This window comes from Georhizobium sp. MAB10 (genome assembly GCF_045012825.1).
In the GTDB taxonomy this organism is placed as follows: domain Bacteria; phylum Pseudomonadota; class Alphaproteobacteria; order Rhizobiales; family Rhizobiaceae; genus Georhizobium; species Georhizobium profundi.
This window is the reverse complement of sequence record NZ_CP118314.1, coordinates 3,315,841-3,330,459: the sequence shown is the minus strand read 5'-3', so window position 1 is coordinate 3,330,459 and position 14,619 is coordinate 3,315,841. Positions and strand designations below refer to the sequence as shown.

17 protein-coding genes are annotated in these 14,619 nt (G+C 61.8%); 12 read left to right on the top strand and 5 right to left on the bottom strand.

What is annotated here, in order from left to right; genetic code table 11:
- Positions 1-24: 24 nt before the first annotated feature.
- The 3 genes from PU133_RS15935 to PU133_RS15925 form a co-directional block, all read right to left on the bottom strand.
- The gene (locus tag PU133_RS15935; protein ID WP_404862478.1) at positions 25-750 is read right to left on the bottom strand and encodes an NAD-dependent deacylase; all 726 of its coding nucleotides are present in this window, start codon (positions 748-750) and stop codon (positions 25-27) included.
- Between the two features lie 16 nt (positions 751-766).
- The gene (gene tldD, locus PU133_RS15930) at positions 767-2,182 is read right to left on the bottom strand and encodes a metalloprotease TldD (protein ID WP_404862477.1); all 1,416 of its coding nucleotides are present in this window, start codon (positions 2,180-2,182) and stop codon (positions 767-769) included.
- Between the two features lie 127 nt (positions 2,183-2,309).
- Positions 2,310-2,939 carry an invasion associated locus B family protein gene (locus PU133_RS15925; RefSeq protein ID WP_404862476.1) on the bottom strand — a complete coding sequence of 210 codons (630 nt, stop codon included), beginning with the start codon at positions 2,937-2,939 and terminating at the stop codon, positions 2,310-2,312.
- Positions 2,940-3,296: 357 nt separating this feature from the next.
- Here PU133_RS15925 and coxB point away from each other — a divergent pair, with 357 nt between their 5' ends.
- From coxB to rnhA, 11 genes are all read left to right on the top strand, one after another.
- Positions 3,297-4,163 carry a cytochrome c oxidase subunit II gene (coxB, locus tag PU133_RS15920; protein ID WP_404864566.1) on the top strand — a complete coding sequence of 289 codons (867 nt, stop codon included), beginning with the start codon at positions 3,297-3,299 and terminating at the stop codon, positions 4,161-4,163.
- Between the two features lie 18 nt (positions 4,164-4,181).
- On the top strand, positions 4,182-5,840 hold the full coding sequence (gene ctaD, locus PU133_RS15915) for a cytochrome c oxidase subunit I (RefSeq protein WP_126011132.1): 1,659 nt from the start codon (positions 4,182-4,184) through the stop codon (positions 5,838-5,840).
- 108 nt (positions 5,841-5,948) lie between these two features.
- Entirely contained in the window at positions 5,949-6,911 is a 963-nt protein-coding gene (gene cyoE / locus PU133_RS15910; RefSeq protein ID WP_404862475.1) for a heme o synthase, read from the top strand.
- Positions 6,912-6,922: 11 nt separating this feature from the next.
- The gene (locus PU133_RS15905; protein ID WP_164527743.1) at positions 6,923-7,075 is read left to right on the top strand and encodes a hypothetical protein; all 153 of its coding nucleotides are present in this window, start codon (positions 6,923-6,925) and stop codon (positions 7,073-7,075) included.
- A gap of 11 nt (positions 7,076-7,086) precedes the next feature.
- Positions 7,087-7,701, top strand: a complete 615-nt coding sequence (locus PU133_RS15900) for a cytochrome c oxidase assembly protein (protein ID WP_404862474.1) — start codon at positions 7,087-7,089, stop codon at positions 7,699-7,701.
- Between the two features lie 59 nt (positions 7,702-7,760).
- A complete protein-coding gene (locus tag PU133_RS15895) occupies positions 7,761-8,639 on the top strand; it encodes a cytochrome c oxidase subunit 3 (protein WP_126011129.1) in 879 nt (292 codons plus the stop codon).
- A gap of 103 nt (positions 8,640-8,742) precedes the next feature.
- Positions 8,743-9,132 (top strand): DUF983 domain-containing protein, encoded by a 390-nt coding sequence (locus PU133_RS15890; protein WP_404862473.1) that lies wholly within the window; start codon positions 8,743-8,745, stop codon positions 9,130-9,132.
- The gene (locus tag PU133_RS15885) at positions 9,116-9,889 is read left to right on the top strand and encodes an SURF1 family protein (RefSeq protein WP_404862472.1); all 774 of its coding nucleotides are present in this window, start codon (positions 9,116-9,118) and stop codon (positions 9,887-9,889) included. Before PU133_RS15890 ends, PU133_RS15885 begins: the two co-directional genes overlap by 17 nt.
- Positions 9,889-10,923, top strand: coding sequence for a 4-hydroxy-3-methylbut-2-enyl diphosphate reductase (gene ispH / locus PU133_RS15880; RefSeq protein WP_404864565.1), 1,035 nt, complete (start codon positions 9,889-9,891; stop codon positions 10,921-10,923). Before PU133_RS15885 ends, ispH begins: the two co-directional genes overlap by 1 nt.
- 2 nt (positions 10,924-10,925) lie before the next feature.
- Complete coding sequence (locus tag PU133_RS15875; RefSeq protein ID WP_404862471.1) at positions 10,926-11,897, top strand: homoserine kinase; 972 nt, start codon at positions 10,926-10,928, stop codon at positions 11,895-11,897.
- Positions 11,894-12,346: a ribonuclease HI gene (gene rnhA / locus PU133_RS15870; RefSeq protein ID WP_404862470.1), complete on the top strand. Its 453-nt coding sequence runs from the start codon at positions 11,894-11,896 to the stop codon at positions 12,344-12,346. The genes PU133_RS15875 and rnhA overlap by 4 nt, the downstream gene beginning before the upstream one ends.
- 7 nt (positions 12,347-12,353) lie before the next feature.
- Here rnhA and PU133_RS15865 read toward each other — a convergent pair whose 3' ends face one another.
- Positions 12,354-12,839: a peroxiredoxin gene (locus tag PU133_RS15865; protein WP_126011124.1), complete on the bottom strand. Its 486-nt coding sequence runs from the start codon at positions 12,837-12,839 to the stop codon at positions 12,354-12,356.
- 138 nt (positions 12,840-12,977) lie between these two features.
- Positions 12,978-13,841, bottom strand: coding sequence for a protein-disulfide reductase DsbD domain-containing protein (locus tag PU133_RS15860; RefSeq protein WP_404862469.1), 864 nt, complete (start codon positions 13,839-13,841; stop codon positions 12,978-12,980).
- 163 nt (positions 13,842-14,004) lie between these two features.
- Here PU133_RS15860 and PU133_RS15855 point away from each other — a divergent pair, with 163 nt between their 5' ends.
- Positions 14,005-14,613: a YqgE/AlgH family protein gene (locus PU133_RS15855; RefSeq protein WP_404864564.1), complete on the top strand. Its 609-nt coding sequence runs from the start codon at positions 14,005-14,007 to the stop codon at positions 14,611-14,613.
- The last annotated feature ends 6 nt before the right edge of the window (positions 14,614-14,619 follow it).

The following is a 14,619-nucleotide window of genomic DNA, read 5'->3' as shown; positions in this document are numbered from 1 at the left end:
GCTTCGAGTGTTAGGGGATGGACATTAATCTTTGTTGAAGATCGTTCCCGCAAGCAGACTGTCGACAAAGGCGGGCACGAGCACCGACGCCGTTCCGGTTTCGGAGCGATGAAAAAGGGAATGCCCGGCGGAGGGCTCGAGGTTGAGCTCGACGGTCAATGCGCCCGCGCTGCGAGCCTCCTCCACGAACCCGGCGGCGGGGTAGACCGTGCCGCTGGTGCCGATCGAGACGAAGAGGTCGGCTGCCTGAAGGCGGTCGGATATCCTGTCCATCTCATAAGGCATTTCGCCAAACCAGACAACGTCGGGGCGCATTCCACCACCCATGCTGCAGGAGGGGCAGGGCGTCAGCGTGTCCATCTCTTCACGCCACGGGTGGCGCTGCCCGCAGTGGACGCAGAGCGCCTTTGCGAGTTCGCCATGCATGTGGACCAGCTTGCGGCTGCCCGCGCGCTCATGCAGATCGTCGATGTTCTGGGTGACAAGCAGGAAGTCGCCCGAGAATTCCTGCTCAAGCCGCGCGAGCGCGAGATGCGCGGCATTGGGCGCGACGCTGTCCAGCCCGGCACGCCGCTCGTTGTAAAAATCGTGAACCCGATCCGGGTCGCGGGCAAAGGCCTGCGGTGTTGCCACATCCTCGATGCGTACCCTCGACCAGATGCCGCCCTTGTCGCGGAAAGTCGCCACGCCCGATTCGGCCGAAATGCCGGCGCCGGTAAGGATGACGATGGAGGAGGGGCGAAACGCCATTGCCGACGTTGTCCAGTCAGGCTTCGGTGCCGCCGACCGTGGTCTGCTCCATCTTCAGGTGTGGCTGGCCGACGCCGACGGGCACCCACTGGCCCGCCTTGCCGCAATTGCCGACACCGGTGTCGAGCTTGGGATCGTTGCCGATCATGGAAATGCGCTTCATCGCGTCGGGTCCGTTGCCGATCAGCATGGCGCCCTTGATCGGATGACCGATCTTTCCGTTCTCGATCATATAGGCTTCGGTGCAGCCGAAGACGAACTTGCCGGACGTGATGTCCACCTGACCGCCGCCGAAGGATACAGCGTAGATGCCTTTCTTGATCGAGGCGATCATTTCTTCCGGCGTGTGCTGGCCGCCGAGCATGTAGGTGTTGGTCATGCGGGGCATCGGTGCGTGGCTGTGGCTTTCGCGGCGGCCGTTGCCGGTCGGCTTCATGCCCATCAGCCGGGCGTTCTGGCGATCCTGCATGTAGCCGACGAGCTTCCCGTCCTCGATGAGGACATTGTAGGCGGACGGCGTGCCTTCGTCGTCGATGGTGATCGAGCCGCGGCGTTCGCCGATCGTCCCGTCATCCACCACCGTGACGCCTTTGGCGGCGACCCGTTCGCCGAGAAGCCCGGCAAACGCCGAGGTCTTCTTGCGGTTGAAGTCGCCTTCGAGCCCGTGGCCGACGGCTTCATGCAGCATCACGCCCGGCCAGCCATTGCCGAGCACGACGTCCATCGTCCCGGCCGGAGCAGGGCGCGCTTCGAGATTGACGAGAGCCTGGCGAAGAGCCTCGTCGGCGCCGCTGCGCCAGTTCTCGGCTACGACGAAATCGCCAAAGCCGTGCCGGCCGCCCATTCCGAAGCTGCCGCTCTCCTGGCGGTCGCCATCGCCAACGACGACTGAGACGTTCACTCGGGTCAGCGGTCGCACGTCACGCCGCCGCTCGCCATCGGCGCGGATGATTTCCACCACCTGCCAGCTCGCGCCGAGTGACACGGTTACCTGCCGAACCTTGGGATCCCTGGCGCGCACATAGGCATCGATTTCCTGCAGGAGCTTCACCTTCTGCTCGAAATCGGGCTGGCCGATCGGGTTCTCCTCGCCATAAAGGCTGCGATTGGTGCGCTGCGGAGCCGCCGCATAGCTGCCAGAATGCCCGACGGTCACGGCCGAAACCGCATCGGCTGCACGCTTGAGCGCAGCCTCGGACAATTCGCCTGCATGGGCATAACCAATGGCCTCACCCGCCACGGCCCGCAATCCGAAGCCTTGATCGGTGTTGAATGTACCGCTCTTCAACCGGCCATTGTCGAAGAGGAGCCCTTCGGACTGGCGGTATTCGAGGAAGAGTTCGCCATCGTCTGCGCCGTGCAGCGTGTCGGACACGATCCGCTCGATCGAGGCTGCGGAGATATCGAACTTGTCGAGCAATTGATCGGTCACGAAGAGGCTCCCGGACGCTTGAAGTGGTCCGGCTCATATAGGCCTTGGCCGGACGGAATCACACCCTCAGAAACGGCAAAGCCGCCCATGAGGCGGCTTTGGAAAACGTTCGGCGCTAAAGGCTGTCTCACGGCAAGGCGGCGAAGCCCGCCTCGAACCCATCGAGATCGACCGGGATGCCGATGCCTTCTTCCGGCGTCTGGAACACGATGAAGGTTGCGGTGGTGCCGTCGCCCAAAGTTTCGAGCAACTCGTCCTCCAAAATCACCTCGGCATAGCAGCCGTCGGTGAAGCAGCGCACGAAATAGGCCCGGCCGATATCTTCGCCGTCCACATTGAGGCCAAGGCCGTTGGGCAGAAGAACGCCGAGTGGCGCAAGGACGCGCAGGATGCGGGCCTGATCGTCGGCCGTCTTCAGAACGACGACCGAAAGACCGACTTCCGGGCGGTCCTCGGCAATCACGTTCTGCATGAGCGCACATTGCTCGTCGGGCGCGCCAGCCTGTTCGTCGCAGACGATCGACCAGGCACCATGTGTGGAGCGAACGGCGCCGCTCTGTGATGGCGAAGGCTGAGTCTCCGGCAATGTCTGGGCTTCCGGCGCAGGCTCGCCTTCAGCTGGCGTTTCTGCCGCCGGCGCTTCGGCCGGAGCCTCGGCATCCTGTGCCTGGGCTGAAAGAGGGAGTGCGGCCAGGGCCAGGAATGCAGCGCCGGCGGTGGCGCTCCGGATGAAGACAGACAGTGGGCTCGGCAGCATCGGCGACCTCGAAATGGCGAATCACAGGCAGGAATTTGACGGCGCGCGGCCGAAATTGAAAGCCCGACCGGCGGAGCCTTCCCGCATATCCATCAATAACGGCCAGAATCGTGCAGCTAGACGCAAATAAACAAAGAGTGGAGACCTGGGAGGCAGGCGTGGACGCCCCACCTTAAGACTATGGCGCGTCGGGTGCAAAATGCCGCATGAGAAGCGCCTTCCGCATGTTGCGATAGCCTGTAAATTATGGTTCTAAGCGGGCAAGAAAGTCCGGCTCGGTACAAGATTGTGCCTGGAATGGGCCATGCTTCAAGGAGATTGGGTGTGAGATACATCTCATTTGCAGCGACGACCGCCATGGTTTCGCTGCTTTCTGCCACCGGAGCCAACGCGGATCAGCCAGTCGACTGGCAGGTGCGTTTTCAGCCCGCAGCGACTGGAATCATGCAGGAAATCACGTGGTTCGAGATCTACACGCTGTGGTTCATCGTGCCGATCACGCTGCTCGTTCTCGGCCTTCTCGCCTATTGCGCCATCAAGTTCCGTAAATCGGCAAACCCGGTTCCGTCGCGCACCAGCCACAACACGCTGATCGAAGTTGTCTGGACTGTCGCGCCGGTCGTGATTCTCCTGGCGATCGCCGTTCCGTCCTTCCAACTGCTCTCCGCCCAGTACGATCCGCCGGAAGAAGCTGCGCTGACGATCAAGGCGACCGGCTACCAGTGGTACTGGGGCTATGAATACCAGGCTGAAGCGGAAGAGGGTGGCGAGCCGACGGAAGTCGTCTTCGATTCCTTCATGCTGCAGGACGCCGACCGCGAAGCTGCCGGCAAGACCGATGTTGCCGCTTATCCGCGTCTGCTGGCCGTCGACAACGAAGTCGTAGTACCGGTGAACCAGACCGTACGCCTGCTCATCACGGCCGGTGACGTTCTCCACTCCTTCGCCATGCCGGCTTTCGGTGTGAAGATGGACGCCGTGCCGGGCCGTTTGAACGAGACGTGGTTCAAGGCGGAGCGTGAAGGCCTCTATTACGGCCAGTGCTCAGAACTGTGCGGTAAGGATCACGCCTTCATGCCGATCGCGATCCGCGTTGTGAGCGAAGAGCAGTACAATTCCTGGGCTACGGCCGCTGCTGCCAATGTCGGCGATGCGAACCGCGCTCTCATGGCTGCGATCGAGGCTGAAAAGTCCGTCGACGTTGCCGAAAACGATGCACAGTAAGAACTAGGAGCGAGGCTCATGGCCGGTTCGACCGCTGCTCACGACGCCCATCACGATCACGTGCCGCAAGGCTTCGTGAAGCGGTGGATGTTCTCCACCAACCACAAAGACATCGGTACGCTCTACCTGATCTTCGCGATCATGGCGGGCATCATCGGTGGCGCCCTGTCCATCTTCATGCGCATGGAGCTGCAGGAGCCGGGCATCCAGATTTTCCACGGCCTCGCAGCCATGGTCTACGGCTTCGAAGGTGATGCGGCCCTCGACGGCGGCAAGCACATGTACAATGTGTTCACGACCGCTCACGGCCTCATCATGATCTTCTTCATGGTCATGCCGGCGCTCATCGGCGGCTTCGCCAACTGGATGGTGCCGATCATGATCGGTGCGCCGGACATGGCGTTCCCGCGCATGAACAACATCTCGTTCTGGCTTCTGCCGCCCGCATTCATCCTGCTGCTGCTTTCGATGTTCGTCGAAGGTCCGGCCGGTGCCTACGGTGTCGGTGGTGGTTGGACGATCTACCCGCCGTTCTCGACATCCGGCCAGCCCGGGCCAGCCATGGATCTCGCGATCCTGTCGCTGCACATTGCCGGTGCCTCGTCGATCCTTGGTGCGATCAACTTCATCACGACGATCTTCAACATGCGCGCTCCGGGCATGACGCTGCACAAGATGCCGCTCTTCGCCTGGTCGGTTCTGATCACCGCCTTCCTGCTTCTCCTGTCTCTGCCCGTCCTGGCTGGTGCCATCACCATGCTTCTGACGGACCGCAACTTCGGCACGGCGTTCTTCGATCCGTCGGGCGGTGGTGATCCGATCCTCTTCCAGCACCTGTTCTGGTTTTTCGGTCACCCGGAAGTGTACATCCTGATCCTGCCGGCCTTCGGCATCGTCAGCCACATCATCTCGACCTTCTCGCGCAAGCCCGTGTTCGGCTATCTCGGCATGGCCTATGCCATGGTCGCGATCGGCGCCGTCGGCTTCATCGTGTGGGCGCACCACATGTATACGGTCGGCCTGTCGCTCGACACGCAGCGCTACTTCGTCTTCGCCACGATGGTCATCGCGGTTCCGACGGGCGTGAAGATCTTCTCGTGGATCGCGACGATGTGGGGCGGTTCCATCTCGTTCCGCACGCCGATGCTGTGGGCGATCGGCTTCATCTTCCTCTTCACGGTTGGTGGCGTCACGGGCGTGCAGCTCGCCAATGCGGGTCTCGATCGCTCCTTCCATGACACCTATTACGTCGTTGCGCACTTCCACTACGTGCTGTCGCTCGGCGCCGTGTTCGCGATCTTCGCAGCCTGGTACTACTGGTTCCCGAAGATGACCGGCTACATGTACAATTCCATGGTCGCCAAGACCCACTTCTGGGTCACCTTCATCGGCGTGAACCTCGTGTTCTTCCCGCAGCACTTCCTGGGTCTGGCCGGCATGCCGCGCCGTTACATCGACTACCCTGATGCCTTTGCAGGCTGGAACGCGATCTCGTCCTACGGTTCGTACATCGCCGCCATCGGTGTCCTGATCTTCCTCTATGGCGTCTGGGAAGCCTTCGCCAAGAAGCGGATCGCGGGCGACAATCCTTGGGGTGAGGGTGCAACGACACTCGAATGGCAGCTGTCTTCGCCACCGCCGTTCCACCAGTGGGAGCAGCTGCCGCGCATCAAGTAAGCGGCAGCCGACCAGGGTTGATGAACAAGAGACCGCCAGCATCGTTTGGCGGTCTCCGACTTGAGAGAAGACTAAAATCTGCGCGTCCCGCGCGAAAGGTTGAGTTGAATGGCCTACACCAGCGATCATGATGTCGCCGTGCCTGAAATCGTTGGCGGATCCGATGTCCGCATGTCCGAGGCCAGCGCACGCGACTTCTTCGATCTCCTGAAGCCGCGGGTCATGTCGCTCGTGATCTTCACGGCCTTCGTCGGCCTTTATCTCGCGCCCGGCGACATCCACCCGTTCATCGCCGGCGTTGCCGTGCTCTGCATCGCCGTCGGCGCAGGCGCCTCCGGCGCGCTCAACATGTGGTACGACGCCGATATCGACGCGGTGATGACGCGAACGGCAAAGCGTCCCATTCCCGATGGCCGGGTGACCGGTAGCGAAGCGCTGGGCTTCGGCCTGATCCTTTCCGTTTTCTCGGTGATTACGCTCGGACTGCTCGTAAACTGGGCCGCTTCCGCGCTTCTGGCTTTCACCATCTTCTTCTACGCCGTCGTCTACACGATGTGGCTGAAGCGCATGACGCCGCAAAACATCGTCATCGGCGGTGCTGCCGGCGCTTTTCCGCCCATGATCGGCTGGGTCGCCGTCACCGGCTCCATCTCGATCGAAAGCGTCGTGCTTTTCCTGATCATCTTCCTGTGGACGCCGCCGCACTTCTGGGCTCTCGCGCTGTTCAAGCTGCGTGACTATGGCGATGCCGGTGTTCCGATGATGCCGAACGTCAAGGGCGAGGCGTCCACCAAGACGCAGATGTTCTGGTATGCGGTCGCAACGGCCGTTGTCGGCGTATCACCGTACTTCCTCGGCTTTGCCGGTCCGGTCTATGCCGCCGTCTCGCTGCTGCTCGGCGCCGAGTTTGTCCGCCATGCCTACAAGGTCTGGAAGATGCCGGAAGACGATCGCGTCATGGTGCCGGCCAAGAAGCTGTTCGGTTATTCGCTGATCTATCTCTTCGCGATCTTCGCATTGTTCCTGATCGACGATTGGGCGATGCGGGCCTTCACAGCGTTTGCGGCATGATGGAGGCAGCAATGGAAACTGTCGAACTGACTGAAAAGCAGAAGCGCGCACGCCGCAACCGGTCCATCGCGATCGGCATCGTTCTGGCGCTGCTTGTCATCCTGTTCTACGCGGCAACGGTCATCAAGATCGGGCCGGAGATCATGAACAAGCCGATGATCTGAGGGAGACGCACGTGGCCGATCGTAACGACACTGCAGCAGAAACGAAGAAGCCCGCCAACAACCGCGGCATCGTGATCGCGTGTCTGGTATTCGCCTCGACCATGGGCGGCATGGCTTATGCGGCGGTGCCGCTTTACGAGCTGTTCTGTCAGGTGACAGGCTATGGCGGCACGACGCAGCGCGCCGAACAGTATTCCGACACGATCCTCGACCGCACGGTCAAGGTTCGCTTCGATTCGAACGTGAACGGTCTGCCCTGGACATTCCGTCCGAAGCAGCGCGAGGTCGAAGTTCGGATCGGCGAGACGATCCAGGTCGAATACATCGCGACCAACAACAGCGAGCGCACGACGTCCGGTCAGGCGACCTACAATGTCACGCCACAGACCGCCGGCGCTTTCTTCAACAAGGTCGAGTGCTTCTGCTTCACCGAGATGAGCCTCGAACCCGGTGAATCGATCGACATGCCGGTCGTGTTCTTCGTGGATCCGGCGATCGTCGATCAGCGCGAGACGCAGAACATCGAAACGATTACGTTGTCGTACACGTTCTTCCCGCACGCCACGGAAGCTGCACCCGTTGCTGCAGCGCCGGTCGGCGACGAGAAGAATTCGGACAGTCTCTAATGGAATAAGGCGGTCCGTCGGGTTCCGCCTGCAAGGAAAGGTCAATCGGGGATCAGTTCATGGCCGATGCACATACGAAAAATCACGACTATCACATCATCGACCCGTCACCCTGGCCCCTGGTCGCTTCGATCGGCGCTCTGGTCATGGCCTTCGGTGGCGTCGGCTACATGCGCTATCTTTCCGGTGGCTCCTTCAACATGTTCGGGGTCAACTGGGCGAGCCCGTGGCTCTTCTACATCGGCCTCGCGATCGTGCTCTACACCATGTATGGCTGGTGGTCGGACACGGTAAAGGAATCGCGCGAAGGCCATCACACGCGCGTCGTGTCGCTGCACCTGCGCTACGGCATGATCATGTTCATCGCTTCCGAAGTGATGTTCTTCGTCGCTTGGTTCTGGGCCTTCTTCGACGCGAGCCTCTTCGCCGACGAATCGATCCAGGAGGCCCGTGTCGCCTTCACGGGCGGTCAGTGGCCGCCGGCCGGTATCGAAGTGCTCGATCCGCTGCACCTTCCGCTCTACAACACCGTCATCCTGCTGCTTTCCGGCACGACGGTCACCTGGGCGCACCACGCGCTGCTGCACAACGACCGCAAGGGCCTCATCTATGGCCTGACGCTCACCGTGCTGCTCGGCGCGCTGTTCTCCTACGTTCAGTTCTATGAGTACACGGTTGCCCCGTTCGACTTCGCCAATTCGATCTATGGCGCAACCTTCTTCATGGCCACGGGCTTCCATGGCTTCCATGTTCTGGTCGGCACGATCTTCCTCGTCGTCTGCCTCATCCGTGCGCTGAAGGGGCACTTCACGCCGCAGAAGCACTTCGGGTTCGAAGCGGCCGCCTGGTACTGGCACTTCGTCGACGTGGTGTGGCTCTTCCTCTTCTTCTCGATCTACGTCTGGGCATCCTGGGGCGCACCGATCGCTGCGCATTGATGTCGCATCGCTGTCCGGGCCATGGCCCGGACGGTCCGGAATGCATATATCTGGGGCGGTCCGAGACCATCGGGCCGCCCATTTTCATTGCGTGAGGCCGAACATGTACGAGGACCGCGCCCATTTCCCCGCAGTTGATCCGGTTCGTGCAGGCTTGAAGGGGGTCTGCCCGCGCTGTGGCGAGGGGCGTCTTTTCGATGGCTTCCTGAGCCTGAAGCGCGAATGCCAGGCGTGCGGGCTCGACTATGGATTTGCCGATGCCGGCGACGGGCCAGCGGTCTTCGTCATCATGATCATCGGCTTCCTGGTCGTGGGGATGGCCCTTTGGGCCGAACTGACCTTTCAGCCGCCGCTGTGGGTGCACCTGCTGCTCTGGGCGCCGGTGACGCTGGTTCTGTGCCTGGCGCTTCTGCGGGCACTCAAGGGCGTATTGATCACGCTGCAATACAAGCACAATGCACGCGAGGGAGCCATCGATGACGGCAAACGCTGATACGCCAATCGTCGTGCGCGAGCGGCGCAGGCCGGGGCCGATCTTCCTCGTGGTGATCCTCGCCGCCTTCGGCGCGTTGATCGCGCTCGGAACGTGGCAGGTGGAGCGCCTGCAATGGAAGGAAGCCCTGCTGGCAACGATCGAGCAGCGCATCGTCGCCGAGCCGATGGCGCTCCCCGAAGCGGAAGCGCTTTTCGCGGCCGAGCAGGACGTGGAGTACGTGCCGATCCGCCTGAGCGGGACGTTCGACCACGCCTCCGAGCAGCATTTTCTCGCCACGCACCAGGGCCAGTCCGGCTGGTATGTCTACACACCCCTCACGCTGGAAGACGGCCGCTCGATCATCGTCAACCGCGGCTTCGTGCCTTACGACATGAAGAACATCGCAGACCGTCCCTGGCAGGAGCCGACGGGGATCGTCGGTTTTGACGCTTTGGCCCGCAATCCGCTGTTCGAAAAGCCTGGCTTCGTCGTGCCGGACAACGCGCCGGCCGATAATCTCTGGTACTGGAAGGATTTCGAGGCCATGCGCGAAGCGATGGGCCTTCAAACGGAGAGCCTCGTGCCGTTCTTCGCAGATATCCGCACCTATGATGCGCTTGTAAACAGCTATCCCATCCCCGGCGTGACCCAGGTCGCTCTGCCAAACAACCATCTGCAATACGCCGTCACCTGGTATGGCCTTGCTGCAGCCCTTGCAGGTGTGGTCGGTTTCATGTTTCTACGCAGGCCGCAGGACAGCGACCGCGAGGCATGATGACAGAGGTGACGAACGAGGCGAGGGTTCCATTGACGATCCGGCTGTGCGGCCCGAGAGGGTTCTGCGCAGGCGTCGATCGGGCAATCCAGATCGTCGTTCTCGCGCTGAAGAAATACGGCGCACCGGTCTATGTCCGCCATGAGATCGTCCACAACCGCTATGTGGTGGAGGGCCTTGAGGCCAAGGGCGCGGTCTTCGTGGAAGAACTTCACGAGATTCCCGAGGAGCATCGTGGGCAGCCGGTGATCTTCTCGGCCCACGGCGTGCCGAAATCGGTGCCGGCCGATGCGCAAGCCCGCAATCTCTTCTATCTCGATGCGACCTGTCCGCTGGTCTCCAAGGTCCACAAGCAGGCCATGCGCCATGAGCGGCAGGGCCGGCATGTGCTCCTCATCGGCCATGCGGGCCACCCGGAAGTGATCGGCACCATGGGGCAATTGCCGGAAGGTGCCGTGTCCCTCATCGAAACGGTCGAGGATGCCCGCGCCTATGTGGCCGTCGACCCCGACAATCTCGGTTTCGTCACCCAGACGACGCTGTCGGTGGACGATACGGCCGGCGTCATCGCGGCGCTGACGGAGCGTTTCCCCAATCTGAAGGCGCCGGCGGCCGAATCGATCTGCTACGCAACGACCAACCGGCAGGATGCGGTGAAGGCGGCAGCACCCGGAACCGATCTTTTCCTCGTGGTGGGTGCACCCAACTCGTCGAATTCCAAGCGCCTGGTCGAAGTGGCCGTGCGGGCGGGCGCCCGGCACGCGCTGCTGGTCCAGCGTGCGGACGAGATCAATTGGGATCATCTCGGCCCCTTGAAGACCGTTGCCCTGTCGGCCGGCGCCTCCGCGCCGGAAACGATCGTCAGTGAAATTATCGAGGCCTTTCGGCAGCGGTTTGACGTCACAGTCGAACTGGCCGAAACCGTGCAGGAAGACGAGACATTCCTCGTCAATCGCGAATTGCGCGATACGGAACTGACGGTGGCCGACATGGCCTTCGTCAATGGCGAAGCTCTCGCCGTCGGAGCACGCTGACCTTGGCCGTCTACACCGATATCACCGAGGATGAACTTGCCGTCTTCCTGGCCGACTACGACGTCGGCACGCTGCTGAGCTACAAGGGCATCGCCGAGGGGGTCGAGAATTCGAACTTCCTGCTCCACACCACGGCCGGCGCCTTCATTCTGACGCTCTATGAGAAGCGGGTCGACCGGCGGGACCTGCCGTTTTTTCTCGGCCTGATGGAGCACCTTGCCGGGGAGGGGCTCAATTGCCCGCTGCCGATCCGCAAGCGCGATGAAGGTGTGTTGAGCGAGCTTGCCGGCCGTCCGGCCGCGATGATCTCCTTCTTGGAGGGCATGTGGCTGAGGCGTCCACGCGCCGAGCATTGCCGCGAGGTGGGGGCAGCACTTGCGCGCATGCATGTGGCGGGCGATGGCTTCGAACTCGGTCGGGCCAATGCGCTTTCGGTCTCGGGCTGGCGCCCGCTGTGGGACATGTCGCGGGACAGGGCGGAAACGGTCGAGCCGGGGCTGGTGGCCGAGATCGAGAGGGAACTGGACAGCCTGAAGGCCTCCTGGCCGTCCAATCTTCCGAGTGGGGTCATCCACGCCGATCTCTTTCCAGACAACGTCTTCTTCCTCGGAGACGAAGTTTCCGGGCTGATCGACTTCTATTTCGCCTGCAACGACCTGCTCGCCTATGACGTCTCGATCTGCCTCAACGCCTGGTGCTTCGAGAAAGATGGGTCCTTCAACATGACGAAGGGCATGGCGCTTCTGGATGGTTATGATTCCGTGCGCAAGCTGACGGATGCGGAGCGCGCCGCGTTGCCGCTTCTGGCACGAGGCTCGGCGCTTCGCTTTTTCCTGACGCGTCTCTATGACTGGCTGACGACGCCGGAAGGTGCACTTGTCGTGAAGAAAGACCCTAAGGAATATCTGAGGCGCTTGCGCTTCCACAGACAGATCAAGGACGCGGCCGAATACGGGCTTCGCGAGACAGCATGAAGACAGTTGAGATTTACACCGACGGCGCCTGCTCGGGAAATCCGGGGCCGGGCGGCTGGGGCGCGATCCTGCGTTTCAACGGCGTCGAAAAGGAACTGTCGGGCGGCGAGGCCGAGACGACGAACAATCGCATGGAACTGATGGCGGCGATCGCGTCGCTTGAGGCCTTGAAGACACCCTGCACGGTCGATCTCTATACCGACAGCGTCTATGTGCGCGACGGCCTAACCAAATGGATCCATGGCTGGAAAAAGAACGGCTGGAAAACCGCCGACAAGAAACCGGTCAAGAATGCCGAGCTGTGGCAAGCGCTGGATGCGGCGCGCAACCGCCACCAAGTTCGCCTGCACTGGGTAAAGGGCCATGCAGGCCACCCGGAGAACGAACGGGCCGACGAATTGGCACGCCTTGCCATGGCGCCGTTCAAGGCGGCAAGGCGTGCCGGCTGATTGAGGATCAGAGCTGCTCGAGAATGGCGGCGGCACCCGACTTGGTGGCCTGCCCCGGCGCGTCTTCGACGTTCAACGCTTTGACGACGCCATCTTCGACGACCATCGAATAGCGCTTGGAGCGCATGCCGAGTGTGCCGGCGGAGAGATCGGTCTCCATGCCGATGGCCTTCGTGAACGAGGCGTCCCAATCGGACAGGAAGCGGATCTTGCCTTCGCCGCCGGAGGACTTGCTCCAGGCCGACATCACGAAAGCATCGTTGACGGCAACGACGGCGATGTCGTCGACGCCCTTGCCGAGGATGGTGTCGCGGTGTTCGATATAGCCGGGCAGATGGTTCATGTCGCAGGTCGGCGTGAAGGCGCCGGGAACGGCGAACAGGACGACTTTCTTGCCAGCGAAGACGTCAGCGGTGGAGACCTCTTCCATCCCGTCAGACGTCTTCTCCTTGAATTTTGCTTCCGGCAGCTTGTCACCGACTGATACGGTCAAGGCAATTCTCCTGTGTGGCTTGATGAGTGAGCCGAATGGCGCGGATCGCACGCTAGAGAATTTAGGCGTGGCATGGAAGAAGGCGCAGCGCTTCGGATGTCGTTTCCCGCTGCGCATGGGGTCGGCCGGAAGCCTGACTTATTCGGCGTGCAGGACTTGCTGGATGCTGTGCGTGTGGGTTTTAAGCACGAAGGTCAGCGGCGCTGCATCCGCTCCATCGCCGATCGGCTGACGTTTGACCTTCACCGCGAAGCGGCTCGTCTGGCCCTGCGTCGCCATCTTTCTTGGCGTGCCGAGCCGCCACCCCGGTGGCGTGGCGATGAAGAGCTCAGCCGCCGCGGCCGCTTCGGCAGAGGGGAGGTGGACATCGACCAGGAGCCGATTGGGGTCGCCGGGCTCGAGCGCGACGGCGTCGATGCGCATTTCGGAGGTCTGATCGCCCGGCAAGGATGAAAACGCCTCATCGACCAGCGCAATTTCGATGGGAGAAGCATCTTGCGACAGAGCCACATCCAGTTGCGCATCGACGGGGATGCAGACGCTCTTGCACACGCCGATCAGGATATCCGCAGCGAGGTTCGCGGTATCGTCTGCAGTCTCCTGCTGGAGACGAAACGGCAGGCGGACGGACGAAGTGTAGCCAGCCCAGATCGCGTACCCATCGTCGACCCGCTCAGGTGCTGGAAAGAAGAGCTCGACGGCAGACAGATTGGTGCTGCCGGAGATGGTCATCTGAGGCGGCAGGCCGCTGTCGCCCGGGTCGACCCAATAGGTCTTCCAGCCCGGTGTCAGTTCGATGTCCAGCATGCCGCGAACGACTCCGTCTGCATCGGGCGTGCTGGTGACGATCCGCAGGCGGCCGCCTTCATGGTCGACCCAATCCGACGACGCAGCGAAGGCTGGCCCATGAGCCAGCGCTGCAACCAGGGCGAAAGTTGCGACAGAACGCCCAACGAGGGCGAATTGCTGGATTTTCCGGCGGCTGGCAGCATTTTGCGTCATGACATCTGGCTTAGCGGCTCAGTTTCACCGCAGCAACTCACAGCTTGAGGCGCGATGATCATAAACGAGTGAGATCGCGACGGTCTTGCCGTCGCGAAATATTGATACGTCGAATCACGCCGAAATTGCTTTCCATTTCGCCGTGGCTTGTTACCCTCTGCGCATGGTCATCGGCGCGCTCAAGCATGGCAGCAAGGAACGCAGCTACCTCGACGGGCAGCTGCTGATTGCCATGCCGCATATGCTGGATACCAATTTCGATCGTACGGTGATCTATCTCTGCGCCCATTCCAGCGACGGCGCCATGGGTTTCGTCCTCAACCGCCCGCAGCCGATCACCTTCTCGGATCTTCTGGTTCAGCTGAACGTGATCAAGAGCAACGAGGCGATCCGGTTGCCGCGCCGAGCGCAATCTATCTCGGTGCAGGCGGGTGGTCCGGTGGAAACCGGGCGCGGTTTCGTGCTCCACAGCGACGATTATATCGGCGATTCCACCATGCCCGTTTCGGACGAGATGTGCATGACCGCAACGGTCGATATCCTGCGCGCCATTTCGCAAGGCCGTGGCCCGCATCGCGCCATGATGATGCTCGGCTATGCCGGCTGGGGCCCAGGCCAGCTGGAAATGGAAATCAGCGAAAACGGCTGGCTGACCTGCCCGGCAACCGACGATGTCGTGTTCGACCGGGTGATTTCCGACAAGTACGAGCGCGTTCTGGCGTCCATGGGCATCGATCCCGCGAGACTGTCACGCGAAAGCGGTCACGCCTGAGACGCT